At 68.0% G+C, this 22495-nt stretch carries 15 protein-coding genes and 1 riboswitch; of the genes, 9 read left to right on the top strand and 6 right to left on the bottom strand.

Translation table 11 applies throughout. The features are described from left to right. Nucleotides 1–13 precede the first annotated feature (13 nt). On the top strand, nt 14–937 hold the full coding sequence (locus SACCYDRAFT_RS22725; RefSeq protein WP_005459769.1) for a metal ABC transporter permease: 924 nt from the start codon (nt 14–16) through the stop codon (nt 935–937). Here SACCYDRAFT_RS22725 and SACCYDRAFT_RS22720 read toward each other — a convergent pair. Beyond that, nucleotides 888–2117, bottom strand: a complete 1230-nt coding sequence (locus SACCYDRAFT_RS22720) for a DUF445 domain-containing protein (protein WP_043537490.1) — start codon at nt 2115–2117, stop codon at nt 888–890. The genes SACCYDRAFT_RS22725 and SACCYDRAFT_RS22720 overlap by 50 nt on opposite strands. Nucleotides 2118–2244: 127 nt before the next feature. Between SACCYDRAFT_RS22720 and SACCYDRAFT_RS22715 the strand changes: the two genes are divergently transcribed. From SACCYDRAFT_RS22715 to SACCYDRAFT_RS22705, 3 genes are all read left to right on the top strand, one after another. After that, entirely contained in the window at nt 2245–3033 is a 789-nt protein-coding gene (locus SACCYDRAFT_RS22715) for a DivIVA domain-containing protein (RefSeq protein WP_005459766.1), read from the top strand. Nucleotides 3034–3094: 61 nt separating this feature from the next. Continuing rightward, nucleotides 3095–3871, top strand: a complete 777-nt coding sequence (locus SACCYDRAFT_RS22710) for an SDR family oxidoreductase (RefSeq protein WP_005459764.1) — start codon at nt 3095–3097, stop codon at nt 3869–3871. Between the two features lie 67 nt (nt 3872–3938). Further along, nucleotides 3939–4628 (top strand): hypothetical protein, encoded by a 690-nt coding sequence (locus SACCYDRAFT_RS22705; RefSeq protein ID WP_043536818.1) that lies wholly within the window; start codon nt 3939–3941, stop codon nt 4626–4628. A gap of 19 nt (nt 4629–4647) precedes the next feature. On the opposite strand, the gene SACCYDRAFT_RS22700 is transcribed toward SACCYDRAFT_RS22705, so the two are convergent. Beyond that, entirely contained in the window at nt 4648–5358 is a 711-nt protein-coding gene (locus SACCYDRAFT_RS22700) for a hypothetical protein (protein WP_005459762.1), read from the bottom strand. A gap of 143 nt (nt 5359–5501) precedes the next feature. Next, a riboswitch (cobalamin riboswitch) is annotated at nt 5502–5739 on the top strand. A gap of 136 nt (nt 5740–5875) precedes the next feature. Between SACCYDRAFT_RS22700 and metE the strand changes: the two genes are divergently transcribed. Then, the gene (gene metE, locus SACCYDRAFT_RS22695) at nt 5876–8164 is read left to right on the top strand and encodes a 5-methyltetrahydropteroyltriglutamate--homocysteine S-methyltransferase (protein WP_005459760.1); all 2289 of its coding nucleotides are present in this window, start codon (nt 5876–5878) and stop codon (nt 8162–8164) included. Nucleotides 8165–8216: 52 nt separating this feature from the next. Here the strand turns inward: metE and SACCYDRAFT_RS22690 are convergent, their stop codons facing one another. Then, a complete protein-coding gene (locus tag SACCYDRAFT_RS22690; protein ID WP_005459759.1) occupies nt 8217–8639 on the bottom strand; it encodes an excalibur calcium-binding domain-containing protein in 423 nt (140 codons plus the stop codon). Between the two features lie 245 nt (nt 8640–8884). On the opposite strand from SACCYDRAFT_RS22690, the gene SACCYDRAFT_RS22685 reads away from it, so the two are divergent. Then, nucleotides 8885–10231 carry a DUF2252 domain-containing protein gene (locus SACCYDRAFT_RS22685; RefSeq protein WP_005459758.1) on the top strand — a complete coding sequence of 449 codons (1347 nt, stop codon included), beginning with the start codon at nt 8885–8887 and terminating at the stop codon, nt 10229–10231. A 3-nt stretch (nt 10232–10234) separates the two neighbouring features. Here SACCYDRAFT_RS22685 and SACCYDRAFT_RS22680 read toward each other — a convergent pair whose 3' ends face one another. The 3 genes from SACCYDRAFT_RS22680 to SACCYDRAFT_RS22670 form a co-directional block, all read right to left on the bottom strand. Next, on the bottom strand, nt 10235–10786 hold the full coding sequence (locus tag SACCYDRAFT_RS22680) for a hypothetical protein (RefSeq protein WP_005459756.1): 552 nt from the start codon (nt 10784–10786) through the stop codon (nt 10235–10237). A gap of 97 nt (nt 10787–10883) precedes the next feature. Beyond that, entirely contained in the window at nt 10884–12479 is a 1596-nt protein-coding gene (locus SACCYDRAFT_RS22675) for a serine/threonine-protein kinase (protein ID WP_005459754.1), read from the bottom strand. Continuing rightward, a complete protein-coding gene (locus SACCYDRAFT_RS22670) occupies nt 12476–12997 on the bottom strand; it encodes a hypothetical protein (RefSeq protein ID WP_043537488.1) in 522 nt (173 codons plus the stop codon). Before SACCYDRAFT_RS22670 ends, SACCYDRAFT_RS22675 begins: the two co-directional genes overlap by 4 nt. A 123-nt stretch (nt 12998–13120) precedes the next feature. Here SACCYDRAFT_RS22670 and SACCYDRAFT_RS22665 point away from each other — a divergent pair, with 123 nt between their 5' ends. The 3 genes from SACCYDRAFT_RS22665 to SACCYDRAFT_RS22655 are packed head-to-tail and all read left to right on the top strand — an operon-like array spanning nt 13121 to nt 22441. Continuing rightward, on the top strand, nt 13121–15946 hold the full coding sequence (locus SACCYDRAFT_RS22665; protein WP_232283729.1) for a helicase-related protein: 2826 nt from the start codon (nt 13121–13123) through the stop codon (nt 15944–15946). 28 nt (nt 15947–15974) lie between these two features. Beyond that, a complete protein-coding gene (locus SACCYDRAFT_RS22660; RefSeq protein WP_005459751.1) occupies nt 15975–20636 on the top strand; it encodes an Eco57I restriction-modification methylase domain-containing protein in 4662 nt (1553 codons plus the stop codon). Next, entirely contained in the window at nt 20633–22441 is a 1809-nt protein-coding gene (locus SACCYDRAFT_RS22655; protein ID WP_005459750.1) for a DUF262 domain-containing protein, read from the top strand. Before SACCYDRAFT_RS22660 ends, SACCYDRAFT_RS22655 begins: the two co-directional genes overlap by 4 nt. The last annotated feature ends 54 nt before the right edge of the window (nt 22442–22495 follow it).

Here is a 22495-nt window from a genome sequence, read left to right as displayed (position 1 = left end):
CGAAGGCTTTCGCATGGACCAGTTGTTCGACATCGACCTGACGATGGAGCTGCTCGGCTTCGACTTCGTGCAGACGGCACTGCTCGCGGCGGCCGTGCTCGGGCTCGTGGCGGGAACGTTGGGGCCGCTCATCGTCATGCGCCGCATGTCGTTCGCCGTGCACGGCACCGCCGAGCTGGCCTTCACCGGGGCCGCGGCGGCGCTGCTGCTCGGCGTCGGTGTCGGGTACGGGGCGCTCGCCGGTGCGGTGGTGGCCGCTCTCCTGCTGGGCCTGCTGGGAGGCCGGGAGTCGGACCGTGACTCGGTGATCGGCGTCATCCTCGCCTTCGGGCTCGGACTCGGCGTGCTCCTGCTCTGGTACTACCCGGGGCGCACGTCGAACAAGTTCGGCATCCTCGTCGGCCAGATCGTGGCCATCGAGCCGACCGACCTGACGGCGTTGCTGATCGCGGCCGTCGTCGTGCTCGTGGTGCTCGCCCTCGTGTACCGGCCGCTGCTGTTCTCCAGCGTCGACCCCGCCGTCGCCACCGCGCGGGGCGTACCCGGAGGGTTGCTCGCTCCGCTGTTCGCGGTGCTCATCGGCGTTGCCACCGCGCTGGGGGTGCAGATCGTCGGTGCGTTGCTGGTGGTGGCGTTGATGGTCACCCCCGCCGCGGCGGCGGCGAGGGTGACGGCCAGTCCGCTGCGGGCCACCGTCCTGGCCGTGGTGTTCGCCGAACTGGCCGCACTCGGCGGGATCGTGCTGTCTCTGGCACCGGGCGCGCCGGTCAGCTTCTTCGTCACGGCCATCTCGTTCACGATCTATCTGGTGTGCCGGGTCGTGGAGTACGTCCGCGGCAGGGCGTCCGGTGTCGGCAACGGCGCGGGCGAGGCGCGCGACGAACCGGTCAGTGCAGCATCACCAGGACCTGCAGTTCCCCGACCAGGAACCCGATGAGCCCTCCCACAGCGACGAGCTTCCACTCGTCCTGACGGAACGCGGGCCGCAGCAGACCCTCGTACTCGGTGGAGGTCATGCGTGTCATGCGCTGCTCCACGAGGTTGGCCACGTCCATCGCCCTGGAGAGGTAGCTCCTCGCGGGGAGCAGTGTGACGGGGAGCCGTTCGATCGACTTCGCCGCCGCGGCCCGTTTCATCTCGTCGAGGCGTTGCGGTCCGATGGCCGCGTTGACCAGTGGGCGGGCGGCCTCGGCCTGTTCGTCGACCGCCTCGGCGACGAGCCTGCGGATCATGGCCCTGAGCCGGTCCGACCTCGGTCCGTTCAGGAGTGCGTCAAGCACGTTGTCGACGGTGAGCAGCTCGTTCGCGATCATCTCGCCGTACTGACGCGCGACCTCCGCGCGCCTGCGCTGGAACATCCCATGCAGCAGAAGTCCGCCCGGCAACCGCACGGGATCGCGGGGAACGAAGATCAATTTGATCGCCAGCCAGTCGGTGAACAACCCGATGGAGGCCCCGAAGATCGGCATCACGAGCGGGTTCTTCGTCAACGCCCACACGACCGACTGCACGATGCCGAGAAAGAACCCGAAATAGATACCCGAACGGGCGATGAACGCCATTTCGGGCCGCGACGTCTCCCTGATCAATTTCACGAGCAGGGCCTTGTCCTGGGTCAGCCGCTGCACGCTCAACCGCTTGATGTCGAGGATGTCGTCGACGTTGTCGCGGAGTTCGTCCAGCACCTGGCGCACGAGACGCGGCGTGCCCGCCTGGATGTGCTTGACCACGAGATCCCGCGCCATGGGCGGCAGCCGCTCCCACAACCGGGGATGGTGTTCGGCGAGCACCTCCCGGGTGATGTCGTCGACGGCCTTCAGCAGTGGTTGTTCGATCTCCGTGACGAGCCGGTCGGCGTCGATCCTGGCGAAGACCTCCGCGACGTCGAGAACGTTCTTGGTGAGCAGGTCGGTGGCCGTCGCGGCCATCCTGCCCCCGTGCCGGGGCACCACGCCCTGCCAGCCGAGGAAGGTGCCCTTCACCCCCACGAAGTCGAGTGGACGGAACATCATCTCGATGGCCACGCGCTTGGTGACGTACCCGATCAGCGCGGCGACGACGGGGATCGCCGTGTACAGGGGCCAGTTCCCGGCGAGATCATCGAGAACTGCTTCCACCACGACCTCCTCGCCGGCTTTCGCCCGCCGCATTTCCTGCCTGCCATTCGGCGCGCACTACGGCCGGTCCACCGGAAACGGCGCGCGAAAGGTTGGGAAGGCAACCCGAACTCATTATGGTGGCCGGATGGTTGAAGCGCAGGCATCCCCCACACAGGCGACAAATGCGGCGTTCGCAACCGCCTTTCGCGGTTACGACCAGGCCCAAGTGGACGAACACATCAAGAAACTGAACGCCGAGCTCGCCAACGCGGCACGTCACCGGGACGAGGCAGGAGCGTCGGTCGCGGAACTGACGAAGGCGCTGAGCTACGCGCAGAAGGAGCTCAGCGACACCAAGAACGCGCTCGCCCGCATGGTCGAGGACCCGGCGGGGCCCGCCGCCATGACCGAACGGGTCAAGACCATGATGCGGCTCGCGGAGGAGGAGATCGCGGAGCTGAGGGCGAAGGCGGACGCCGACGCCGCGAACGTGCGGGATGCCGCCGACGCCTACGCCGAGAAGACGCGGAAGAAGGCGCAGGCCGAGGCGGAGAAGCTCGCCGCCGAAGCCGCGGCGGAGCGTGAGCGTCTGGACAAGGAGGCGGAGGAGCGGCGTGAGCAGCAGCGGAAGACCACCGAGGCCGAGCTCGCCGCGCAACGGAAGAAGGTCGAGCACGAGGCCGCCGAACTGAAGCGGACCACGGAACAGCGGGCCGACGCGATGATCACTGAGGCGGAGACCAGGCTGGCCGAGGCTCGGGCGCTGCGCAAGGAGGCCTACGAACTGCGGGCCGCGGTGCTCGACCGGCTCACCTCCAGCCGCTCGGCGCTGCAGCAGGCCGTCGAACGGCTCGGGGCCGACCCGAGTCCGGCGGAGATCGAGGCTCAGGACGGTGACGACAACGCCGGGAAGAAGGCGAAGCAGTCCGCGTGAGCGGGACTGTCGCCGGAAATTCGGTTGCCTCGCGCCTGCCGCCTGGCAACAGTGACCGACCATGCGTACCGCGCTTGTCACAGGGGTCAGCAGGACCGACGGTATCGGGTTCGCCATCGCGCGCAGGTTGCTGCACGACGGGCACCGGGTGTTCGCGCACTCCTGGTCGCCCTACGACGCGACGGAGCCGTGGGGTGCGGACCCGCGCGGAATCGACGGTGTCCTCGCCGAGCTCTCCGGCGGCGAGGCACTGGCACACCTGGAGGCGGACTTCGCGGACCCGGACGCACCCGAACGGGTGGTCCGGGCGGCGGTGGACCGGTTCGGTCCCCTCGACACACTGATCGCCAATCACGCGCGCAGCTCGGTGGCCACGCTCGACGAGGTGACGGCCGCCGAGCTCGACCTGACGTGGGCGGTCAACGTGCGAGCCACACTGCTGCTGGTGCGCGCGTTCGCCCGGCAGTACCGCGAAGCGGACCCACGGCCGCTTCCGGGGCGCGTGGTGCTCTTCACGTCGGGACAGCACCTGGCCCCCATGGCGTCGGAAATCCCCTACGCCACAACGAAAGGCGCGTTGCACCAGCTCACGTGGACCCTCTCGGACGCGCTGGCCGACGACGGGATCACCGTGAACACGGTGAACCCCGGCCCGACGGACACCGGATGGGCGGACGAGGACCTGACCTCCTCGGTCGCCGACCGCTTGCCGCGGGGACGCTGGAACACGCCGTCGGAGGCCGCGGCGGTCGTGTCGCTGTTGCTCAGCGAGGACGCCGCCACGATCACGGCCAACGTGGTCGACGCCGAAGGCGGGTTCCGGCGCTGGCAACCGTGACGGCATCCTCGTCGCGGAGGGTGACGTCCGCGCTGCCGAAAGAGCGCGGACGTTGCACTATCGTCGAGTGGACTCCAACGCTGCCCCACACACATCGTCGGTCGTCGACTTCCAGGTGTACGGCCTCGACGAGACGTTCCAAGGCATGCGCTGGGTGGACTTCTTCGAAGGCTTGCCCGGCAAGCCACCGTGGGCCCTGTGGCTGGGACACCGGGTACCCGACTCCGGCAACGGTGTCCGGGTGGGCACCCTGCCGAGACAGCGGTACGAGGCCGTCATGTGCCCGAACGGCAAGGACCCACTGGTGGAGGTCGCGTTCAGCGGGGCGTTCGGCGTGGTCAACGTGACGTTGCCCGACAGCTCCGTGGCCAGGCCGGACGGGTTGATCCCCGCGCTTGTGGAACACGCCGAACGCCAGGCCCGCCACTACGCCGAGTGGCCCATCGTCTGGTGGCGCATCGAGGGCGCACAGGTCAGGGCCCGCGTGTGGCACTTCGCCGGTGGCTGGGCCGCGTTCTCCACCGCGCTCGACGACGCCTACCTCGTGGCCGTCGGTGTCGGGCTGGAGCCCGCCGACCTGGCATTCGAGCCAGTCGAGGACGGTGCCACCTACCACATCGACCTCTCCGCGCCGCTGAACTTCACCGAACTCGGCAGGCAGAAGAGCACCAGGCCGCAGGCGTGGCTGCCGCCGCCCCGCCGCGACGGCTTCCACCCCGACCAGTTGGCGTTCGTCCCGGACGAGACGGAGGCGTGAGAGCGGCCTCGGGGCATGTTCAGCGACGTCTACCCAGCCCCGGCAGGCCACCACTGACGGTGTAGACCGAGGTCGACTGGTTTCTGCGCTCCCGTTCCTCCCGTTCCAGTTCCTCACGAACGCGGGCGCGACGGATGCTTTCGGGGTCCCGCGTCGAGGACGCCGTCCTTCGAGGCGGGGTCTCTGCTTCGGGTTTGTTGTGCAGGCTTGCTCGGGCGCGTTGTATCCGTGTCAGGTGCGCGGCCTTGTGACCACGGTCGAGCCGGGACTCCCGGATCGCCTTCGCGGTGACACGCAGTCGCTCCGTCAGTTTCGCCTCCCGCTCCGCCAACTCCGGTGGCACTTCCTTGCCGTGACGCAGCATCGGGTTGCGTATCTTGACGAGTTCGCGGATCTCCCGTTCGAGGTCCCGGACGGAGACGCCGGATCCGCGCTGCCGATCACGCCCCCCGAGTTCGCGTTTCCGGTCCGGGGAGGTCGTGAGCGCCGCCAACTTCCCCAACAGGGTCCTCGCCCGCAGGGCCAGCCGGTCCCGGGACGGCGAGCGCGGAACGTGCTTCAGATCCAGGAGAACCGTGTGAATCTCCGTGCGAACGGCGTTGGCCTGCTGCCGCTGCTTCTCGGAAGCGGCAAGCCCGGCCACCCGATGTTCCAGCGACGCGATCCTGTCGCGGTGGCGGATGAGGGGATCCGAGCCGGCTCGGGATTGCCTGCGCTTGCGACGACCCATCCGTTCCTCCGTTTCCGAGCCGCGGGGCGACCGCCGAGGTGATGTCCGCCACTTTGTCGGAACGGAGGCGCACGGTGTTACGGGCGACGGCAGGCAGGCGAACCGCTCGGTCGGGCTCCCTTGTCAAGCACCCCGGCGTCACTACAGTGAGACGCGCTGGTGGTTCGCCTTCCGCCGAGGCGGTGGGCGAGGCAAGAGGGAACCCGGTGGGAATCCGGGACTGCCCCGCAGCGGTGAGTGGGAACGAACGCCGTGGCCGGTCGCTCGACCGGTTCCAACGCACTGGGCCACACGGTCTGGGAAGCGACGGTCAGTAGGAGCCCCGGTGGGAGCCGGGCCGTGCCCGCGAGTCCGAAGACCTGCCACCGGTGCGCACACCGCCGGTGTGCGTGACCTCCGGGCGTTCGAGGGTGACCCTGGCGGACGAGTGGTTCGGCGACGTCGCGTCGCCACCCGCTCGCCTGCGAGGCCGCCGTCGCGCGTCCGGTGCCGCCGTCGAGCTCGCGAGGAGAGAGCCTTGACCAGCACAATCGGATCGACCGTACTCGGTTATCCCAGGATCGGACCGAACCGGGAACTCAAACGAGCGCTGGAGAACTACTGGGCGTCGCGCATCAGCGAGGCCGAGTTGCGGAACATCGCTCGCGACCTGCGTATCGACACCTGGCGTTCGTTGCGTCAGGCCGGACTCGACTCGGTACCCGGCAACACGTTCTCCTTCTACGACCACGTACTCGACACGGCGGTGACCTTCGGAGCCGTGCCCCGCCGGTACGCGGACCTGGGACTGAGCCCACTCGACACCTACTTCGCCATGGCGAGGGGCGTGGAGTCGACGCCGCCGTTGGAACTGACGAAGTGGTTCGACACCAACTACCACTACCTCGTGCCTGAGATCGGGCCGGACACTCGGTTTTTCCTCGCCGACCACGGTGTGCTGGAGCAGGTTCGGGAGGCCGACGAGCTCGGCATTCCCGTCCGGCCCGTGTTGGTGGGGCCGGTGACGTTCCTCCTTCTGTCCAAACCGGATTCCGAAGCGGCTCCGGGGTTCCGTCCGCTGGACACAGTGGACGAACTGGTCGACGCGTACGCCGAACTGTTGCGCGAACTCGCGCGTGCCGGCGTGGAATGGGTGCAGCTCGACGAGCCCGCGTTCGCGGCCGACCGCACCGAAGCCGAACTCGCGGCCCTCCGCGAGGCGTACCGCTCGCTCGGCTCGCTGGCCGAGCGTCCGAAGCTCTTCGTCGCCGGCTACTTCGGTGACCTCGGGGAGGCACTGGAGATCCTGTCGGCCGCCCCCGTCGAGGCCGTGGGAGTCGACTTCGTGGCCGGTGACCCGGGTCTGGACTCGCTGGCAGCGTTACCGGGCCTGCGGGACAAGACGCTGGTGGCCGGACTGGTCGACGGCCGTAACGTCTGGCGCACCGACCTCGACCGCGCCCTCACCACGGCGGCCACACTGCTCGGTCTGGCGGGCGAGGTCGCCGTCAGCTCGTCGTGTTCGCTGCTGCACGTGCCCTACGACGTCGAAGCGGAGTCGAGCCTCGACCCGCAGGTGGCCTCGTGGCTGGCGTTCGCGCGGCAGAAGGTGCACGAGGTTGTCGTCCTCGGCAGGGCACTGCGCGAGGGGCGCGACGCGGTGGCCGAGGAGCTCGCCGCGGCTCGGAGAGTGGTCACCGACCGGGTGAACGCCGAGCGGGTGCGAGACGAGCAGGTCAGGCGTCGCCTGGCGGGGCTGCGGCCTCGGGACACCCGCCGGGCCGACTACGACGTCCGCCGGGAGGCGCAGCAGGAGGCGCTGCGGCTGCCACCGTTGCCGACGACCACCATCGGGTCGTTCCCGCAGACCGCCGACGTGCGCAGGACCAGGGCCGCCCTGCGTCGCGGCGGTATCGACCACGACACCTACATCAGCCGGATGCGCGCGGAGATCGAGCGGGTGGTGCGACTGCAGGAGGAGCTGGGGCTCGACGTCCTCGTGCACGGCGAGCCCGAACGCAACGACATGGTGCAGTACTTCGCCGAGCACCTCGCCGGTTTCGCGGACACCGAGCACGGTTGGGTCCAGTCGTACGGGTCACGCTGCGTGCGCCCGCCGATCCTGTTCGGCGACGTGTCCCGGCCTGAACCCATCACCGTCGAGTGGGCCGCGTACGCGGCGAGCCTCACGGACCGGCCGGTGAAGGGCATGCTGACCGGACCGGTGACGATCCTGGCGTGGTCCTTCGTGCGTGACGACCAGCCGCTCGCGGACACGGCGAAGCAGGTGGCCCTGGCCATCCGCGACGAGATCGCCGACCTGGAGGCCGCGGGACTCGGCGTGATCCAGGTGGACGAACCAGCGCTGCGGGAGCTGTTGCCGCTGCGCGCCCACCGGCACAAGGAGTACCTGGACTGGGCCGTGGAGGCGTTCCGGTTGGCCACGTCGGGTGCACGGGCGAGCACCCAGGTGCACACGCACCTGTGCTACTCGGAGTTCGGCGACGTCATCGACGCCATCGCCGCGCTCGACGCCGACGTCACCAGCATCGAGGCCGCGCGGTCGCGGATGGAGGTGCTGGGCGATTTGGGGGCCGCCGGATTCGCGCGCGGAGTCGGGCCCGGCGTGTACGACATCCACTCCCCGCGGGTGCCGGAGGTGGCCGAGACCGTCGAACTCCTGCGGGCCGCGCTGGCGTCGGTGCCGCCCTCACGGCTGTGGGTGAACCCGGACTGCGGGCTGAAGACCCGAGGCTACGCCGAAGTGGAGCCCGCGTTGCGCAACCTGGTCGCCGCAGCCACCGAGGTGCGGCGCACGCTGGGATAGCAGACGGCTCCCGCGCCGCCACCGGATCGGGCGGTGGCGGCGCGGGGACCGGTCAGGCGCTGCGGCGGCGGACGACGACCACGACGGCCGTGGCCGCCGTTCCGAGTCCCGCCAGCCCGAACAGGATCGGCGCGGCAGCCGGGCCGGAGTCGGCGAGCGAACCGTCACCGGTGGCGACACCTCCGGCGGGTGTCTCGGCCACCTGCCCACCGGGCGCCGTCTCGGTGGAGGGTGCGGGCTCGGTGGGGGTCGTCGTGCCGTTCGTGGTGCCGTTCAGGGCTTCGCAGGCGATGCCGTCATCGTCGGCATCGAGCCGATGGGGGTCATTGGTGTCCCGGTCGAACTCGGCCTGCGCCTCCGCCTGGCTGGAGAAGTTCGCACAGTCGAGGTCCGGTTGGGCGTTCGCGACTCCGGTGGCGGGCAGCGCGGTCCCGGCAGCGAAGACGAACGCCAGAGCGGCGTTGCGAATCAGCATGAGCTCTCAGCCTTCCGGTTGGGGTCGCGGACACGGGAAACGCCCGCGACCTGGGCGGTAACACCTGTGGGGGCGCCCAACCGGGGTGGCGTCCAAACCACACCGAGGGGTGAACGAGGTGGCCTTCACAGGCCGCCGAGGGCCGCACATCCGGGTTCCCGCCACCGCGGTCGACACTGCGGGCGGATCCCGCGCGTGTGAGGCTTGAGAAGGCAACGGCCCCTCCGACGAGCGCGAGGTGCCTCATGAGTGACCCGGTGGCACAGGTGCGGCAACACAGCGAACAGCGGCGCGCGGAGATCGTCGACGTGCTGGTGAACGCCTTCGACGAGCTGATGCGAGCCGACCCGGCGGCGTTCCGCAAGAAGTTCCGCAAGATGGCGGCCGACCCTTACAGCTTCTACCGGGGCGCGGCCTGCGTCTTCTACCACGACATGGTCGCCGTCGACGACCCGTGGGCGGACGAGCGCACCGGCCGGGTGTGGATCCAGGGTGACCTGCACGCCGAGAACTTCGGCACGTACATGGACTCCTCGGGCGTGCTCGTGTTCGACGTCAACGACTTCGACGAGGCGTACCTCGGCAGTTTCACCTGGGACCTGCGCAGGCTCGTGGCGAGCGTGGCACTGCTGGCGTGGAACAAGGCCGTCTCCGACGACGGTATCCGGCGGCTCGCCGAGACGTACCTGCGTGCCTATCTCTCCCAGGTGCGGCACTTCGCCGAGCACCCGGGTGACCAGAAGTACCGGCTGCAGCTCGACACCACCGACGGAATCGTGCACGAGGTACTCCTGGACGCCCGCATGAAGACGCGCGTGGAGCTGCTGGAGCACCTCACGGTGGTGGACGGTCACGACCGGCGCTTTCGGCGCGGAGCCGGGGTGCGAGAGCTGGGCGAGGCCGAACACGCCGCCGCCACACACGCCTTCGGCCAGTACCTGCGCACGATCCCCGAGAACAAGCGCTTCGGAAGCCTGACGTACGAGGTGAAGGACATCGTCGGACGACAGGGTTTCGGCATCGGCTCGGCCGGGCTGCCCGCGTACAACGTTCTGGTGGAGGGCCGTACCCAGGCGTTGGAGAACGACGTCGTGCTGTCGATGAAACAGGGCAACGTGGCCGCGCCCAGCCGCATCGTGCCCGACGAGCGCATCCACCGGTACTTCCGGCACCACGGGCACCGCACCGCCGTGTCACAACGCGCGTTGCAGGCGCACGCCGATCCGTGGCTCGGCCACACGGAGATCGGCGGTACCGGGTTCGTGGTGTCGGAGCTGTCGCCCTATGTCCAGGACCTCGACTGGTCGGACCTCACCGAGCCCTCCGACATGGCTTCCGTGCTCGACTACCTCGGCCGCGCGACAGCGAAGATGCACTGCGTGGCCGACGCCGACTCGGAGCAGACGCTCGTGACGTTCCAGGTGGAGCAGGCCATCGCCAAGGCGGTGGGACGAGACGACACCGAGTTCGTGCGGTCGCTGACCGATTTCGGCATGCGCTACGCCGTGCAGACCCGGGAGGACCACCGGCTGTTCGTCAACGCCTTCCGTGGCGGCGAGATCCCGGGAGTGCAGTCGTCGGTGGCCTGGTGAGGGTCACTGCTTCGTCCACTCACCGCAGCGGTTCGTCTGGAAGTCCTGGCCTTCCGACAAGGTCACCGAGGGGTTGCCGCCACCCGGGAGGCCGTTGTTGATCACTCCCTCGAACCCGGTGACACCGGTCTGGCGGATCTCCCAGTAGCACATCGAGCTCACGTCTGTGGCGCGGTAGGTGCCGGGCTCGATGTCCACCCCGACGGTCCAGACCCCTTCGCCGATGGTGTTGGCAGCGACTTCCTGCTCCTCCTCTTGAAGGGCCGCCTCCCGGGCGTCGAGTTCGGCGCTGCGCTCGTCGAGTTCGATGTTGCGCTCGTCGAGTTCGGCCTCCCGCTGTTGGAGGGCCTCCCGCTGCTCCCCGGGGATCTCTCCGGGAACTTCGACCTGCTCGGTGACGACCTTGGTCGCCTTGCTGTCACCGACGGCGCCGACGGCGAGGCCGAGCAGGAACGCGGCGGCGTACCCGGTGAGCCACGGCCAGCGCCTCGGCTTCGAGCGGGCCGGAGCCGAGGCAGGGCCCGGGGTGGGTAGTGGTGTGAAGGCATTGGACATGGGGTTTCCCTTCGAACGAGCGTGCGCGTGTTCGTCGGGTCCGTTCCCTCGTCCGTTGCGGCCACGTCGTGGTTGTTGCGTAGTTGTGACGGACTTTTCAGTTTTCCCGGAGACCGGCGAGGAGATCACGCACGTACGGCACGGTGGGATGCCGTTCGCCGTGGTGGAGCACAAGGTCGTCCAGCAGCCGCCGTAGTGTCGAGCCGGCTTCGCCATGACGTCCAGCGGCCAACTGCCACAGGCCGATCTGTCGACGTAGATCGAGAGTACGGGGATCGGCGCCACCGTACACACGGTCGAGGTCTTCGAGCAGGTCGATGGCCACAGTCACCGCATCCTCGGTCTTGCCCAGTCTGGCCTGGCATTCCGCGTACTGGGCGCGGCACCGGAACGCCAGCTCACTGTCGTGGCCGTCCCGTTCGACGAGGTACGCGACCAACTTCTCGTACGCCGGGGCGGCGGCATGATAGTCACCACCCTCGAACAACACATTCGCGAGTTCGAGTCGCACCGTCAGCACTTCGTCGTCGGCTTCGCCGAAGGCCTCGGCTGCGCGTTCGGTCACGGCCGCGAGTACTTCGGCAGCCTCCCGGTAGCGGGTCTGCGTGGCGAGTTCACCGGCGTCCGCTCGGGCTTCTTCGAGCTCGTCCCGAGTGATCGGCCTACGTCCGCGAGATGGCGTCGGACCGGATTCACCGGGACCAGGCCTTTCGTCCTGCTCGGTGCGTCGACTGTCCGCCGCGTTCCCGGTGGACCTCTCAGATACACCGGCCGACCCGGCGAAGGCGTGACCGACCACAGCGGCGTACATCCGCACCGGACTCCACACGGTCGGCGGTGTGAGTACGCCCGGGATCGGGCCGACCTCGACAGCGAACGGCAACAGCCGCTCGTACACCTCCTGCGCCGACCCGGGTCGGTCCTCCGGCTTCTTCTCCAGCAGCTCACCGACCAGCGCGTCCAGCTCGGGGGGAACTTCCGGGCGCAACGACCTCACAGGTTCCGGACGCTCACCCACCTGCTTGTTCATGACTGTGTAGGACGTCTGTCCGGTGAACACCGGTTGTCCGGTGAGCATCTCGTAGACAGTGCAGCCGAGGGCGTAGAGGTCCGTGCGAGGTTCACTCATGGCTGCGAGAACCTGTTCGGGCGCCATGTAGGCGGGGGTGCCGACATTTTGGCCCGTTCGGGTGATCCGTGACATGCCGGCGAGGTCGAGTGCGACGGCGAGTCCGAAGTCGAGCACCTTGACGGTGCCGTCGGGCTCGAGCATGAGGTTGCTCGGCTTCAGATCACGGTGGACGAGTGACTCGCGATGCGCCACGGTGAGCACCGCGCAGGTCTGCGCTGCGATGGTGGCCGCCCAGGCGACGGACAGTCGGCCCTCCTGCGCGAGGAGATCACTGACGCTGATCCCGTGCACGCGCTCCATCACCAGGTAGGGCTTACCGTCGTCGGTGCCCACGTCGAAGATCGCCGGAACGCCCGGGTGGCGGATGCGCGCGGTGATGCGGGATTCCCGCACGAACCGGCGCACGATCTCGTTCTCGGGCACACCGTCGGTGAACCGCACGAACTTCACGGCGACCTCGCGGTCGAGTCTCGTGTCGTGGCCTACCCAGACGTCACCCATCCCGCCCCGGGCGAGCGGCTGGAGTTCGTAGCGGCCGTGCCCGATCGTGCGCTGCCTCACCTGTCTCCTTCACGTCTCGGTGTGTTCCACCACCGCGCGTATGGTGCCAGGACGTCCGCGAGCGGTTGTGGCGGAACGGCGTCGAGACGGCGCCGGAGTAGCGTGGCGTCGCCACCGCTGAGCGCGACGAGTGGGCGTCGCAGCCGGATACTCCACGCCTGGCCCGTCCCGGCGAAGGCGTCGAGTCCGTCGACGAGCGTCCCCAGCTCGACCCCGTGTCCCCAGGGAGCCGCTGTGGAGAACGTGACGTCGCAGCCGACCGGAAAGGTTCGACCACCAACCCGTACCGGCTCCTCCAAAGGTGTCACCGCGCTTGTCGCGGTCCCGGCGGCGATGACACGGCCCCGGTCCCGCGTGGGGTTCTTGAAGCACCCTCTGGTCGTGTAGAGGAAGAGCGTGTCGCCCGGCGAGAGTGCGCGTACTTCCGACCGTCGCAGGTCGGGAAACGCCATGCGCTGTTCGGTGAGCAGCCATCCGAGGGCCTCGCGGTCTCCGATGACGAGCAGATAATCGGCCACCTGCGAACGATAGAACGCGGCCGGATGTGGGAGCTGTAGCACTTTCGGCTTCCGGGACGACACACCAGCGTGAGCCAACAGCACGACATTTCCCGTCTGGCCTCCGCCACTAGCCTCACGTGCGTGACAGAGCTTGTGCAGGGTCCGGAGAAGAACGAGGCCGACATCGCGGCCGGCTCCCAGATCGTCGTCCGCGACGAGGAGTGGCTGGTGCGCTCGGTGCGCCGCACCGCGCGCGGCGACCTGCGTGTGGAGGCAACGGGAGCATCGGAGCTGGTGCGCGACCAGGACGCCGTCTTCTACAGCTCTCTGGACACCATCGAAGTGCTGGACCCCCGCCGCACCGAGCTGGTCCCCGACGAGAGCCCGGGTTTCCGCAGCTCACGGTTGTGGCTGGAGTCGCTGTTGCGGCAGAGCCCGACCCCGGCCACCGACACTCGCATCGTGGCCGGGCACCGTGGCCTGGCCGACCCGATGGAGTACCAGCTCCGGCCCGCGCACCAGGCACTGTCGAACCTGCGCCCGCGCATCCTGATCGGGGACGCGGTGGGGCTGGGCAAGACGCTGGAGATCGGCATCCTGCTCACCGAGCTCATCGAACGCGGTCGTGGTGACCGTATCCTCGTGGTGACCCCTCGCGCGGTGCTGGAGCAGTTCCAGCGCGAGATGTGGACGCGCTACTCGATCCCGCTGGTGCGGCTCGACTCGGACGGTATCCAGAAGGTGCGGCAGACGCTGCCCGCTACGCGCAACCCCTTCAGCTACTACAAGCGTGTGATCGTCTCGATCGACACGTTGAAGAACCCGGCGCGCTACCAGCATCACCTGTCGGGCCACCGCTGGGACGTCGTGGTGATCGACGAGTGCCACAACCTCATCAACAAGGGCACCCAGAACAACGACCTGGCCCGCCTGCTGGCCCGCCAGACCGACGCTCTCATCCTGGCCAGCGCCACTCCGCACAACGGCAAGCGAGAGTCGTTCGCCGAGCTGATCGGGCTGCTGGACCCGGCGGCCATCGCCGACCCGAAGGACTACAAGGCCTCCGACATCGAGCACCTCTACGTCCGCAGGCACCGCAACTCGCCCGACGTGAAGCTGGAGGTCGGGCACCGGTGGGCGCCCCGGCGTGACCCGGAAATAGTCCCGGTGGACCCGACGGCCGAGGAGCAGGCCGTGTTGGAGGAGCTCACGCACACCTGGCTCCGCCCGCCTGCCGGGCAGGCACCGGTGACGGGCCGGGGCAAGACCCTGTTCCCGTGGACCCTGTTCAAGGCTTTCCTGTCTTCGCCCCGGGCGCTGCGGGAGAGCATTCGCCGCAGGGTGAAGACGTTGGGTGCGAGGGCTGACGGCGCGGCCGAGGTGGCGGCGCTGCGACGGCTCGACGAGCTCGCCGAGGCGGCGGAGCGGCGGGGCGCGGCGAAGCTCGACGCGCTGCTGGAACACCTCGCCGACATCGGTGTTGGCAAGGGGAGCGACACGAGGGTCGTGGTGTTCTCCGAACGCATCCAGACCCTGGAGTGGTTGCGTGACGAGCTGCGCCGCAGGCTCCGGCTGCCAGAGAGGGCCGTTGAGCTGCTCCACGCGCAGCTCAACGACAGGGACGTGCAGCAGGTGGTGGAGGACTTCGCGCTGGAGACCAGCCCGCTGCGCATCCTGCTGGCCAGCGACATGGCCTCCGAGGGGTTGAACCTGCACCGCCAGTGTCACCAGTTGGTGCACTACGACCTGCCGTGGAGCTTCATCCGGATCCAGCAGCGCAACGGCCGTATCGACCGCTACCTGCAGGAGCACGAGCCGCGTATCGCGGCGCTCGCGCTGACCTCGCACAACGCCGACACGGTGAGCGATCTGCGGGTGGTGACCAAGCTGCTGGAGAAGGAGCACGCCGCCAACCAGGCACTGGGCGACGCCGGGGCACTGCTCGACGTCCGCGACGCGGACATCGAGGAGGACAGGATCATGGAGTTCCTCCAGCAGGACAAGGACCTCGACACCGCGATCAAGGAGCCGGAGGAGGTGAACCCGTTCGCCGCCTTGCTCGCCACGGGTGGCGAGCACGCCGACGATCCGCCGGTGCCGACCGCGCCTCGCAGCACCCTGTTCGACGACGACGACAACTTCCTCGCCGAGGCGTTGCACGAGATCACGGACAGCCCAGGGCGGCTGGACATCCACCGGGACGAGGACACGGATCTGCTCGCGTTCGACACGCCCGCGGACCTGGCCGAACGGCTGCGGGACCTGCCGGACAGCTACCTGCGCGACAGGGAGGTGTCCCGGCGCATCCGGGTGTCGGCCCAGCGCCGGTTCGCCGAGCAGCGGCTGGCCCGGGCACGCGCGGAGGGCAAGACCCTGTGGCCGGACGTCGGTTACCTGGCTCCGAGTCATCCGGTACTGGAGTGGGCGACGAGCAGGGCACTCGCCCGGTTCGGGCGCAACCAGGCCCCCGTGATGGCCGCGCCGGTGCCGGAACCGGTGTTCCTGACCCAGGCGACGTGGGCGAACTCCCTCGGGCAGCCGGTGCTGACCCGCTGGGGCGCGATCACCGGCCTGCCGCACGCCCCCGAGGTCGGTGACCTGCGGGAAGCGCTGGAGCGCGCCGGGCTGAAGGAGCACGCCCGCAACCCGGGTGGAGTGGCCGACTGGATCGAGAGGTTGCAACCTCTCGTGCCCGACGCGGTGGCGGCCGCGACACAGGACCTGCGCCGACACCGGCACGAGGCCGAGAGCACCCTGTTGGAGCGCCTCGACGAGCACCGCAGGCGGTTGTCGCGCTGGGAGCAGCAGGCGCTGTTCGTGGTGGAGCAGGCGGGTGGCTCCAAGCGCAAGGACGACGTCACCAGCACCCGCGACGAGGTTTCCGGGCTCATCGACTCACTCGCCGCCGCAGGCGAGCCGTTCGTGCGCGTGGTGGGGTTGATCGTCCCCGACCACCGGACGGCGTGACGCGGACCCACGAAAGGCACGGCAAGGCATGTACGACTCGATCCGCAACGTCGGTGACTTCCTGTCGCCGCACTGGCTCTCCGAAGCGTTCCCCGGCAAGCTCCGGCAGTTGACGAAGGACTGGCGGGAGCGCACCACCAGGGGCAAGCACAGCCCGCTGAAGGCGTTGTCCGGGGTGGCCGGGCGGTTCCTCTCGGCCAAGGCCGCGCTCCCGCGACCACACCAGGACGGTTACGCCGAGGCCGTCACCGAGCTGCACACGCTCGTGCTCAAGGCACTGGGTTTCGAAGCCGCGCCCACCGAGTTGGAGACGCGGCGGTCGGAAACCCCGGTGTGGGTGCCGTTGCTGGCCCGCGCGCAGTCGCCGTCGGGTGAGGCCCTGCACGTGCTCCAGGCGGTTCCGGTGGATGACGTCGACGACCTGTTCGGAGCCGTCGCCGAGGAGGACCCCGAGCATCCTGGAAGGATCACCGATCGGCAGGGTGCCTTGCTCGCTCCCGTCCGGGTCCGCAGCGGAAGCACCGAAGCATCCAAAGTGGATGAGGTTGAGTCGGTCGGCAAGGCGGTGCAGCAGCTCTTTCTCACCGAGCACGCTCCCCGCTTCGTGCTGGTGCTGGCGGGTGGCTGGCTGGTGTTGTCCGATGTAGAGCGTTGGGCTGAGGGCAGGTACCTGGCGTTCGACCTCGACACCGCGTTGTCGCGTGGCGACGACAAGGCCGCCGGTGAACTCGCGTGGATCGCCGGTCTGGTGTCGGCGGACGTGCTCCTGCCCTCGGAGGACGGGCACAGCCTGCTCGGCGAGTTCTCCGACGACTCCGTCAAGCACGCGGTGGGCGTGAGCGAGGACCTGCGGGAGGGCCTGCGGGTGTCGGTGGAGCTGATCGCCAACGAGGTGATCCGGCAGCGGCGCGCCAAGGGTGAGCCGGTGGAGGGCATCCCCGAGTTGCCGCGCGAGCTCACCACGCAGTCGCTGCGGTTCCTCTACCGCATCCTGTTCCTGCTGTATGCGGAGGCGCGGCCGGAGCTGGGCATCCTCCCGGCCGGGGACCCGGACTACGACGTCGGCTACGGCCTCGACCGGCTGCGGGAGCTGATCCTGCGCCCGCTCACCGGTCCCTCGCGCGACGGCCACCACCTGCACGACTCGCTGCGGCTGCTGTTCAACCTGGTCAACACCGGTCATCACGCGGGCGAGGCCGACAGCGACGGCCTGGTGTTCGAGCCGCTGCGGGCCGACCTGTTCGATCGGCGGCACGCCTACCACATCGACAACGTGGATTTGAGCAACGCGGTGTTGCAGCGGGTGCTGGCGCTGCTGCTGTTGTCGAAGCCGTCGAAGCGCAAGGGCGGCCAGGCGGGTTACGTGTCGTACGCGCAGTTGGGCATCAACCAGCTCGGCGCGGTGTACGAGGGGCTGATGGCCTACAGCGGTTTCATCGCCGAGCGGGAGCTGGTGGAGCTCGCCAAGGACGGTGATCCGGCCAAGGGCACGTGGCTGGTGGAGCGCGAGAAGCTGGGCGAGTACGACGAGAAGCATGTGGTGCGGCGGGAGGACCCGCTGACCGGTGAGAAGAGTTTCGTCGTGCACCCGGCGGGCACGTTCGTCTACCGCCTTTCGGGCCGCGACCGGCAGCGCAGCGCCTCGTACTACACGCCGGAGGTGCTGACCCGCACGGTGGTGAAGCACTCGCTGGCCGAGCTGATCGACGACGACACGCCCGCGCGCGACCTCCTCGACTACCGGGTGTGTGAGCCCGCCATGGGCAGTGGCGCGTTCCTCAACGAGGCGATCAACCAGCTCGCCGACGAGTACCTGAAGCGGCGGCAACGCGAGCTGGACACCACGATCGACCCGGAGTCGTACCGTGACGAGCTGCAGAAGGTGAAGGCCTACCTGGCGCTGCACCGCTGTTACGGCGTGGACTTGAACGACACCGCCCGCGAGCTGGCGGAGGTGTCGCTGTGGTTGAACGTGATGCACAAGGGCCTGCGCGCCCCGTGGTTCGGTCTGCATCTCAAGCGCGGCAACTCGCTGATCGGCGCGCGCCGCGCCACCTACGACCTCACGTCGCTGGGGCGGGCGAAGCAGAGCTGGCTCAAGACCGTGCCGACCGACCGCCCTCTGGCCGAGGGGCCGATCGCCGACGGCGAGATCCATCACTTCCTGTTGCCCGCCTCCGGGTGGGGTGCGGTGAAGGACGCCAAGCAGGCCAAGGAGCTCGCGCCGGAGAAGGTGGCGCGGCTCAAGGAGTGGTACAAGGCCGTCACCCGCAAGCCGAGCAAGCAGGAGATCGAACGCCTGCGGGGCCTCGCGCGGCGGGTGGAACGGCTGTGGGAGCTGACCCGGCGCAGGCTGGAGATCAGCGAACGCGAGGTGGCGCGCAGCATCGACGTGTGGGGCGCGGACCTGCCGCAGGAGAGCGCGGCGGTGAGCCGGGAAGAGGTCGAGAACAGACTGCGTGATCCGGAAGGTCCGTACCAGCGGCTGCGGCTGGCGATGGACGCCTGGTGTGCGCTGTTCTTCTGGCCGGTGACCACGGACGTCGAACCGCCCGACCTCGGTCAGTGGCTCACCACGCTGGAGGGCCTGCTCGGCGTGGCGGGCAAGGCGGCACCGGGCAACCAGGTGGAGTTCATCGAGACCGTCGACGGTTTTCACGAACTTGCCGATGTGGACGATCTGGAGAAGACGTACTACCTCATGCGCGACGTCACCACGTTGCACACCGAGCATCGGTGGCTCGGCGTGGTGCGGGAGATCGTGCGGCAGGAGGCGTTCTTCCACTGGGAACTGGACTTCGCGCAGGTGTTCAGCCGAGGCGGGTTCGACCTGCAACTCGGTAACCCGCCGTGGGTGCGGCCGACGTGGAAGGACGACGAGACACTCGCGGAGTTCGAACCGTTCTTCGTGTTGCAGGACAAGATCCCCGACGCGACCTTCCGGAAGCGCCGTGCGGAGGTACTGGCCAAGCCGGGAGCCGAACGGCAGTACCTCGGGGAACTCGCGTCCTGGTCGGGGTTGAACGAGCACCTCGGCTCACCTGTCGAGCATCCGATCCTGTCGGGAGTCCAGACCAATCTCTACACGAGCTTCATGGAACGTTCCTGGCGCTCGATGCGAGCGACGGGCATCGTTGGATTGTTACACCCGGAGAGTCACTTCACCGACCCGAAGGCCGGCAAGCTACGGGCTGAGACATACAAGCGACTCAGGCGTCACTGGCAGTTCATCAACGAAGCACAGCTCTTCGCCGACGTTGACCATCACACGATCTACGGTGTTCATATCTACGGTGCTGCGAGCGCCATTCGGTTCTTGCAGGTCGCGAACCTGCTGACACCCTCAACGCTCGAAGGTTCCTTGGAGCACGACGGCTCCGGTGATGCACCGGGTATCCAGTACCCGGCCGGCGGCTGGGACCTGCGACCCCACGCCTCCCGGGTAGTGGAGATCACCGAACAGACTCTGGCCCAATGGGCCGCGCTCTTCGACGCACCGGGAACACCCGCCGCGCAAGCTCGCCTGCTGCGACCGGGCACGAGTGAGCAACTTGAAGCGTTGGCCGCTGTCTCCGATCAACGAGCCCGAATGACTGCTCTGGACTACGAGTGGACGAGCGGATGGCACGAGAAAGGCGCGAAGGAGGACGGGTACATCGAGTGGCGCACCGAGTACGCGTCCGAATGGGGCGAGGTGATCCTGCAAGGGCCGCAGTTCTCCGTCGCGACACCGTTCGCCAAGGAACCGAACGAGAACTGCAAGAGCAACCTCGACTATTCCGACTGGGATCTTGAGGAGTTGCCGGAGCGGGTGATCCCGCGTACCAACTACCAGCGCGCTTGCGAACGCGACCGCTACGAAGCGGGCCTCACCCAATGGAACGGCCGCCCGTACACGGACTACTACCGCCTCGCCTGGCGGAAGATGACACAGGAAGGGCTTGAGCGTTCATTGCACGCCGCAATTATTCCGCCAGGGCCCGCTCACACAGGGGGTGTGCATAGCCTTGCAGCTAATTCCATGAGGGAAACCAGTTTGGCAGTAGGCCTGCTTTCGTCTATAGTTTATGACTATCTTGTAAAAGTCAGCGGAAAAGCTAACATCTACAACGAGTTCATACGTCGCTTCCCCGCGCCCCTCGACCACCGCGCCGCTCCGTACCTCCTCCTCCGCACGCTGCGCCTGAACTGCCTTACCCGCGACTACGCGCCGCTGTGGGAGGAGTTGTACGAACCTGGCTTCGCCGACGACTCGTGGACCGGGCCGTTCGCCGATTGGCCGAAGCTCGGCGTCACCAAGCGCGAGTGGACGATGGAGACCCCGCTGCGGTCCGAGTTCGAACGCCGGGCGGCGCTGGTGGAGATCGACGCGCTGGTGGCCATCATGCTCGGGCTCACCGCCGACCAGCTTTGCCTCATGTATCGCGGGCAGTTCGCCGTGCTGCGCAAGTACGAGTACAACATGTACTTCGACAACCTCGGCCGCAAGATCGCCAAGGATCACCACGCGCACGGCGTCAAGCAGCGGCCCGAGGACTTCAAGCTGCTCCAGGCCTACCTCAATGGGGAGGACTGCGGCGACCTGCTCGACCGCTACGAAGCCCCGATCACGCCCGTGGACCGCGAGCAGGAAATGCGTGCCGCCTACGCCGACTTCACCCGCCGCCTCGCCAGGGAGGAGAGCCGATGAAGCCCGCCACCCACACCGTCCAGGAACTGTTCGAGCGCGACGTCCGTTACATCGTCCCTCTCTATCAGCGCCCGTACGTCTGGAACGAGGAGGAACAGTGGGGACCGCTGTGGCAGGACATCACCGCTCTGCTGCACCATCAGGAAGACACGGGAGGCCTGGGAAACTACGCCCAATGGTCCCACTTCCTCGGTGCCATCGTGCTCGACCAGGAGCAGACAGCTCCGGGCCGGATTCCCCGGTTCACGGTCATCGACGGTCAGCAGCGCCTCACCACGTTGCAACTGCTCGTGGCCGCGGCCGCCAAGGCCATGACCGAGGTCGGCGCTGACAACGACGCGGAGATCCTGCGCGAACTGATCAGCAACAACCCACGCAAGGCCAAGGGAACCGACCTGCTGAAGGTATGGCCCACGAACGCCAACCGAGAGGCATTCGTCGCAGTCATGTCCGCCGACGGTCCACCACCTGGCCGTCGGGACGACCCGAGCAACCTCATCGACGAGGCGTTCGACTACTTCACAACGCAGATCGGCAACTATCTGCGTGGCGGGGACGACGAGGACCCCGACGACCGACCGGTTTCCGAACGTGCCGAACAGCTCCGGATCACGCTGTGCGACCTGCTCAAGGTCGTGTCGATCACGCTGGAACCCGGCGACAACGCCCAGGTGATCTTCGAGACCCTCAACGCACGAGGTACGCCGCTGCTGTCTCTCGACCTGGTGAAGAACGCGGTGTTCCGCCTCGCGACCAACCAGAGTCACGACACGGACGCGTTGTACGAGCACGTGTGGCGACCCCAGCTCGACGACGACTACTGGCGGCAGAAGCGCCGTCAGGGCAGGCTCAACCGGCCGACCGGCGAGCTTTTCCTGATGCACTGGCTCACCATGCGACTGGGCAATGTCATCCCGGCGACGGAACTGTTCGCGACGTTCAACAAACGTGTGCTGACGGGCGGCGTCGACGCGAAGGCGTTGATCAACGAGCTGTGTTCCGATGCTGCAGTGATGCGCTCCTTCGACGAGTTTCCCGCCGAGTCGCCGGAAGGCCGCTTCTTCGCGCGGTTGACGCTGTTGGACGCGGGTACGGTCCTGCCCATCGTCCTGCTGCTGTTCCGTTCCCCCGAAGTCAGCACGCACCGTCGTCGGCGAGCTCTGCACATGCTCGAATCATGGCTGGCTCGACGCGCGCTGATGCGGATGACGGCGAAGAACTACAACCGGCTCATTCCCACGCTCGTCGGGAAGCTCAAGGAGAATCTCGAACACGCCGATGACGCACTCCATGCCGGCCTCGCGGGCTCGGCGGCGATGGTGAGTCGCTGGCCGGACGACGAGGAGCTCCGAGACTTCCTGATGACGAGGGACGTTTACGGAACCGTGTCCCAGCCTCGCATCGTCATGGCGCTAGCAGCGGTGGAGGAAAGCTTACGCGCGGAGAAGTCCGAACACCTGCCCAGCGACCGCAAGCTGACACTGGAACACCTGCTGCCACAGGACTGGAAAACCCACTGGCCGCTTCCTGATTCCGCCAGCCCCTCCGGAGAGGACGCACGCGCGGCACGGCTGCACAGGCTCGGCAATCTCACCATCGTGACTCACCCGCTCAACGCGGCGATGTCGAATTCCGACTGGAAAACCAAACGCGCCGCCCTGAACCAGCACAGCGTGCTCTTGCTCAACTCCCGTCTCTCCAGGCGGGAGGAGTGGAACGAGGAAGCCATCGACGAGCGCGGCGAATGGCTGGCACAGCGACTGATCGACATCTGGCCCGGGCCGGATGCACCGGAGTGGAAGTAGAGGCGGACAATACGCCTGTTCCCGATGATCTAGCGCTACGCCCACTCGCTGTCC

Origin of the sequence: Saccharomonospora cyanea NA-134 (assembly GCF_000244975.1) — a bacterium.
Classification (GTDB): Bacteria; Actinomycetota; Actinomycetes; order Mycobacteriales; family Pseudonocardiaceae; genus Saccharomonospora; species Saccharomonospora cyanea.
Note: the sequence above shows the minus strand (reverse complement) of the source record. Positions and strands in the feature narration are given on the sequence as shown.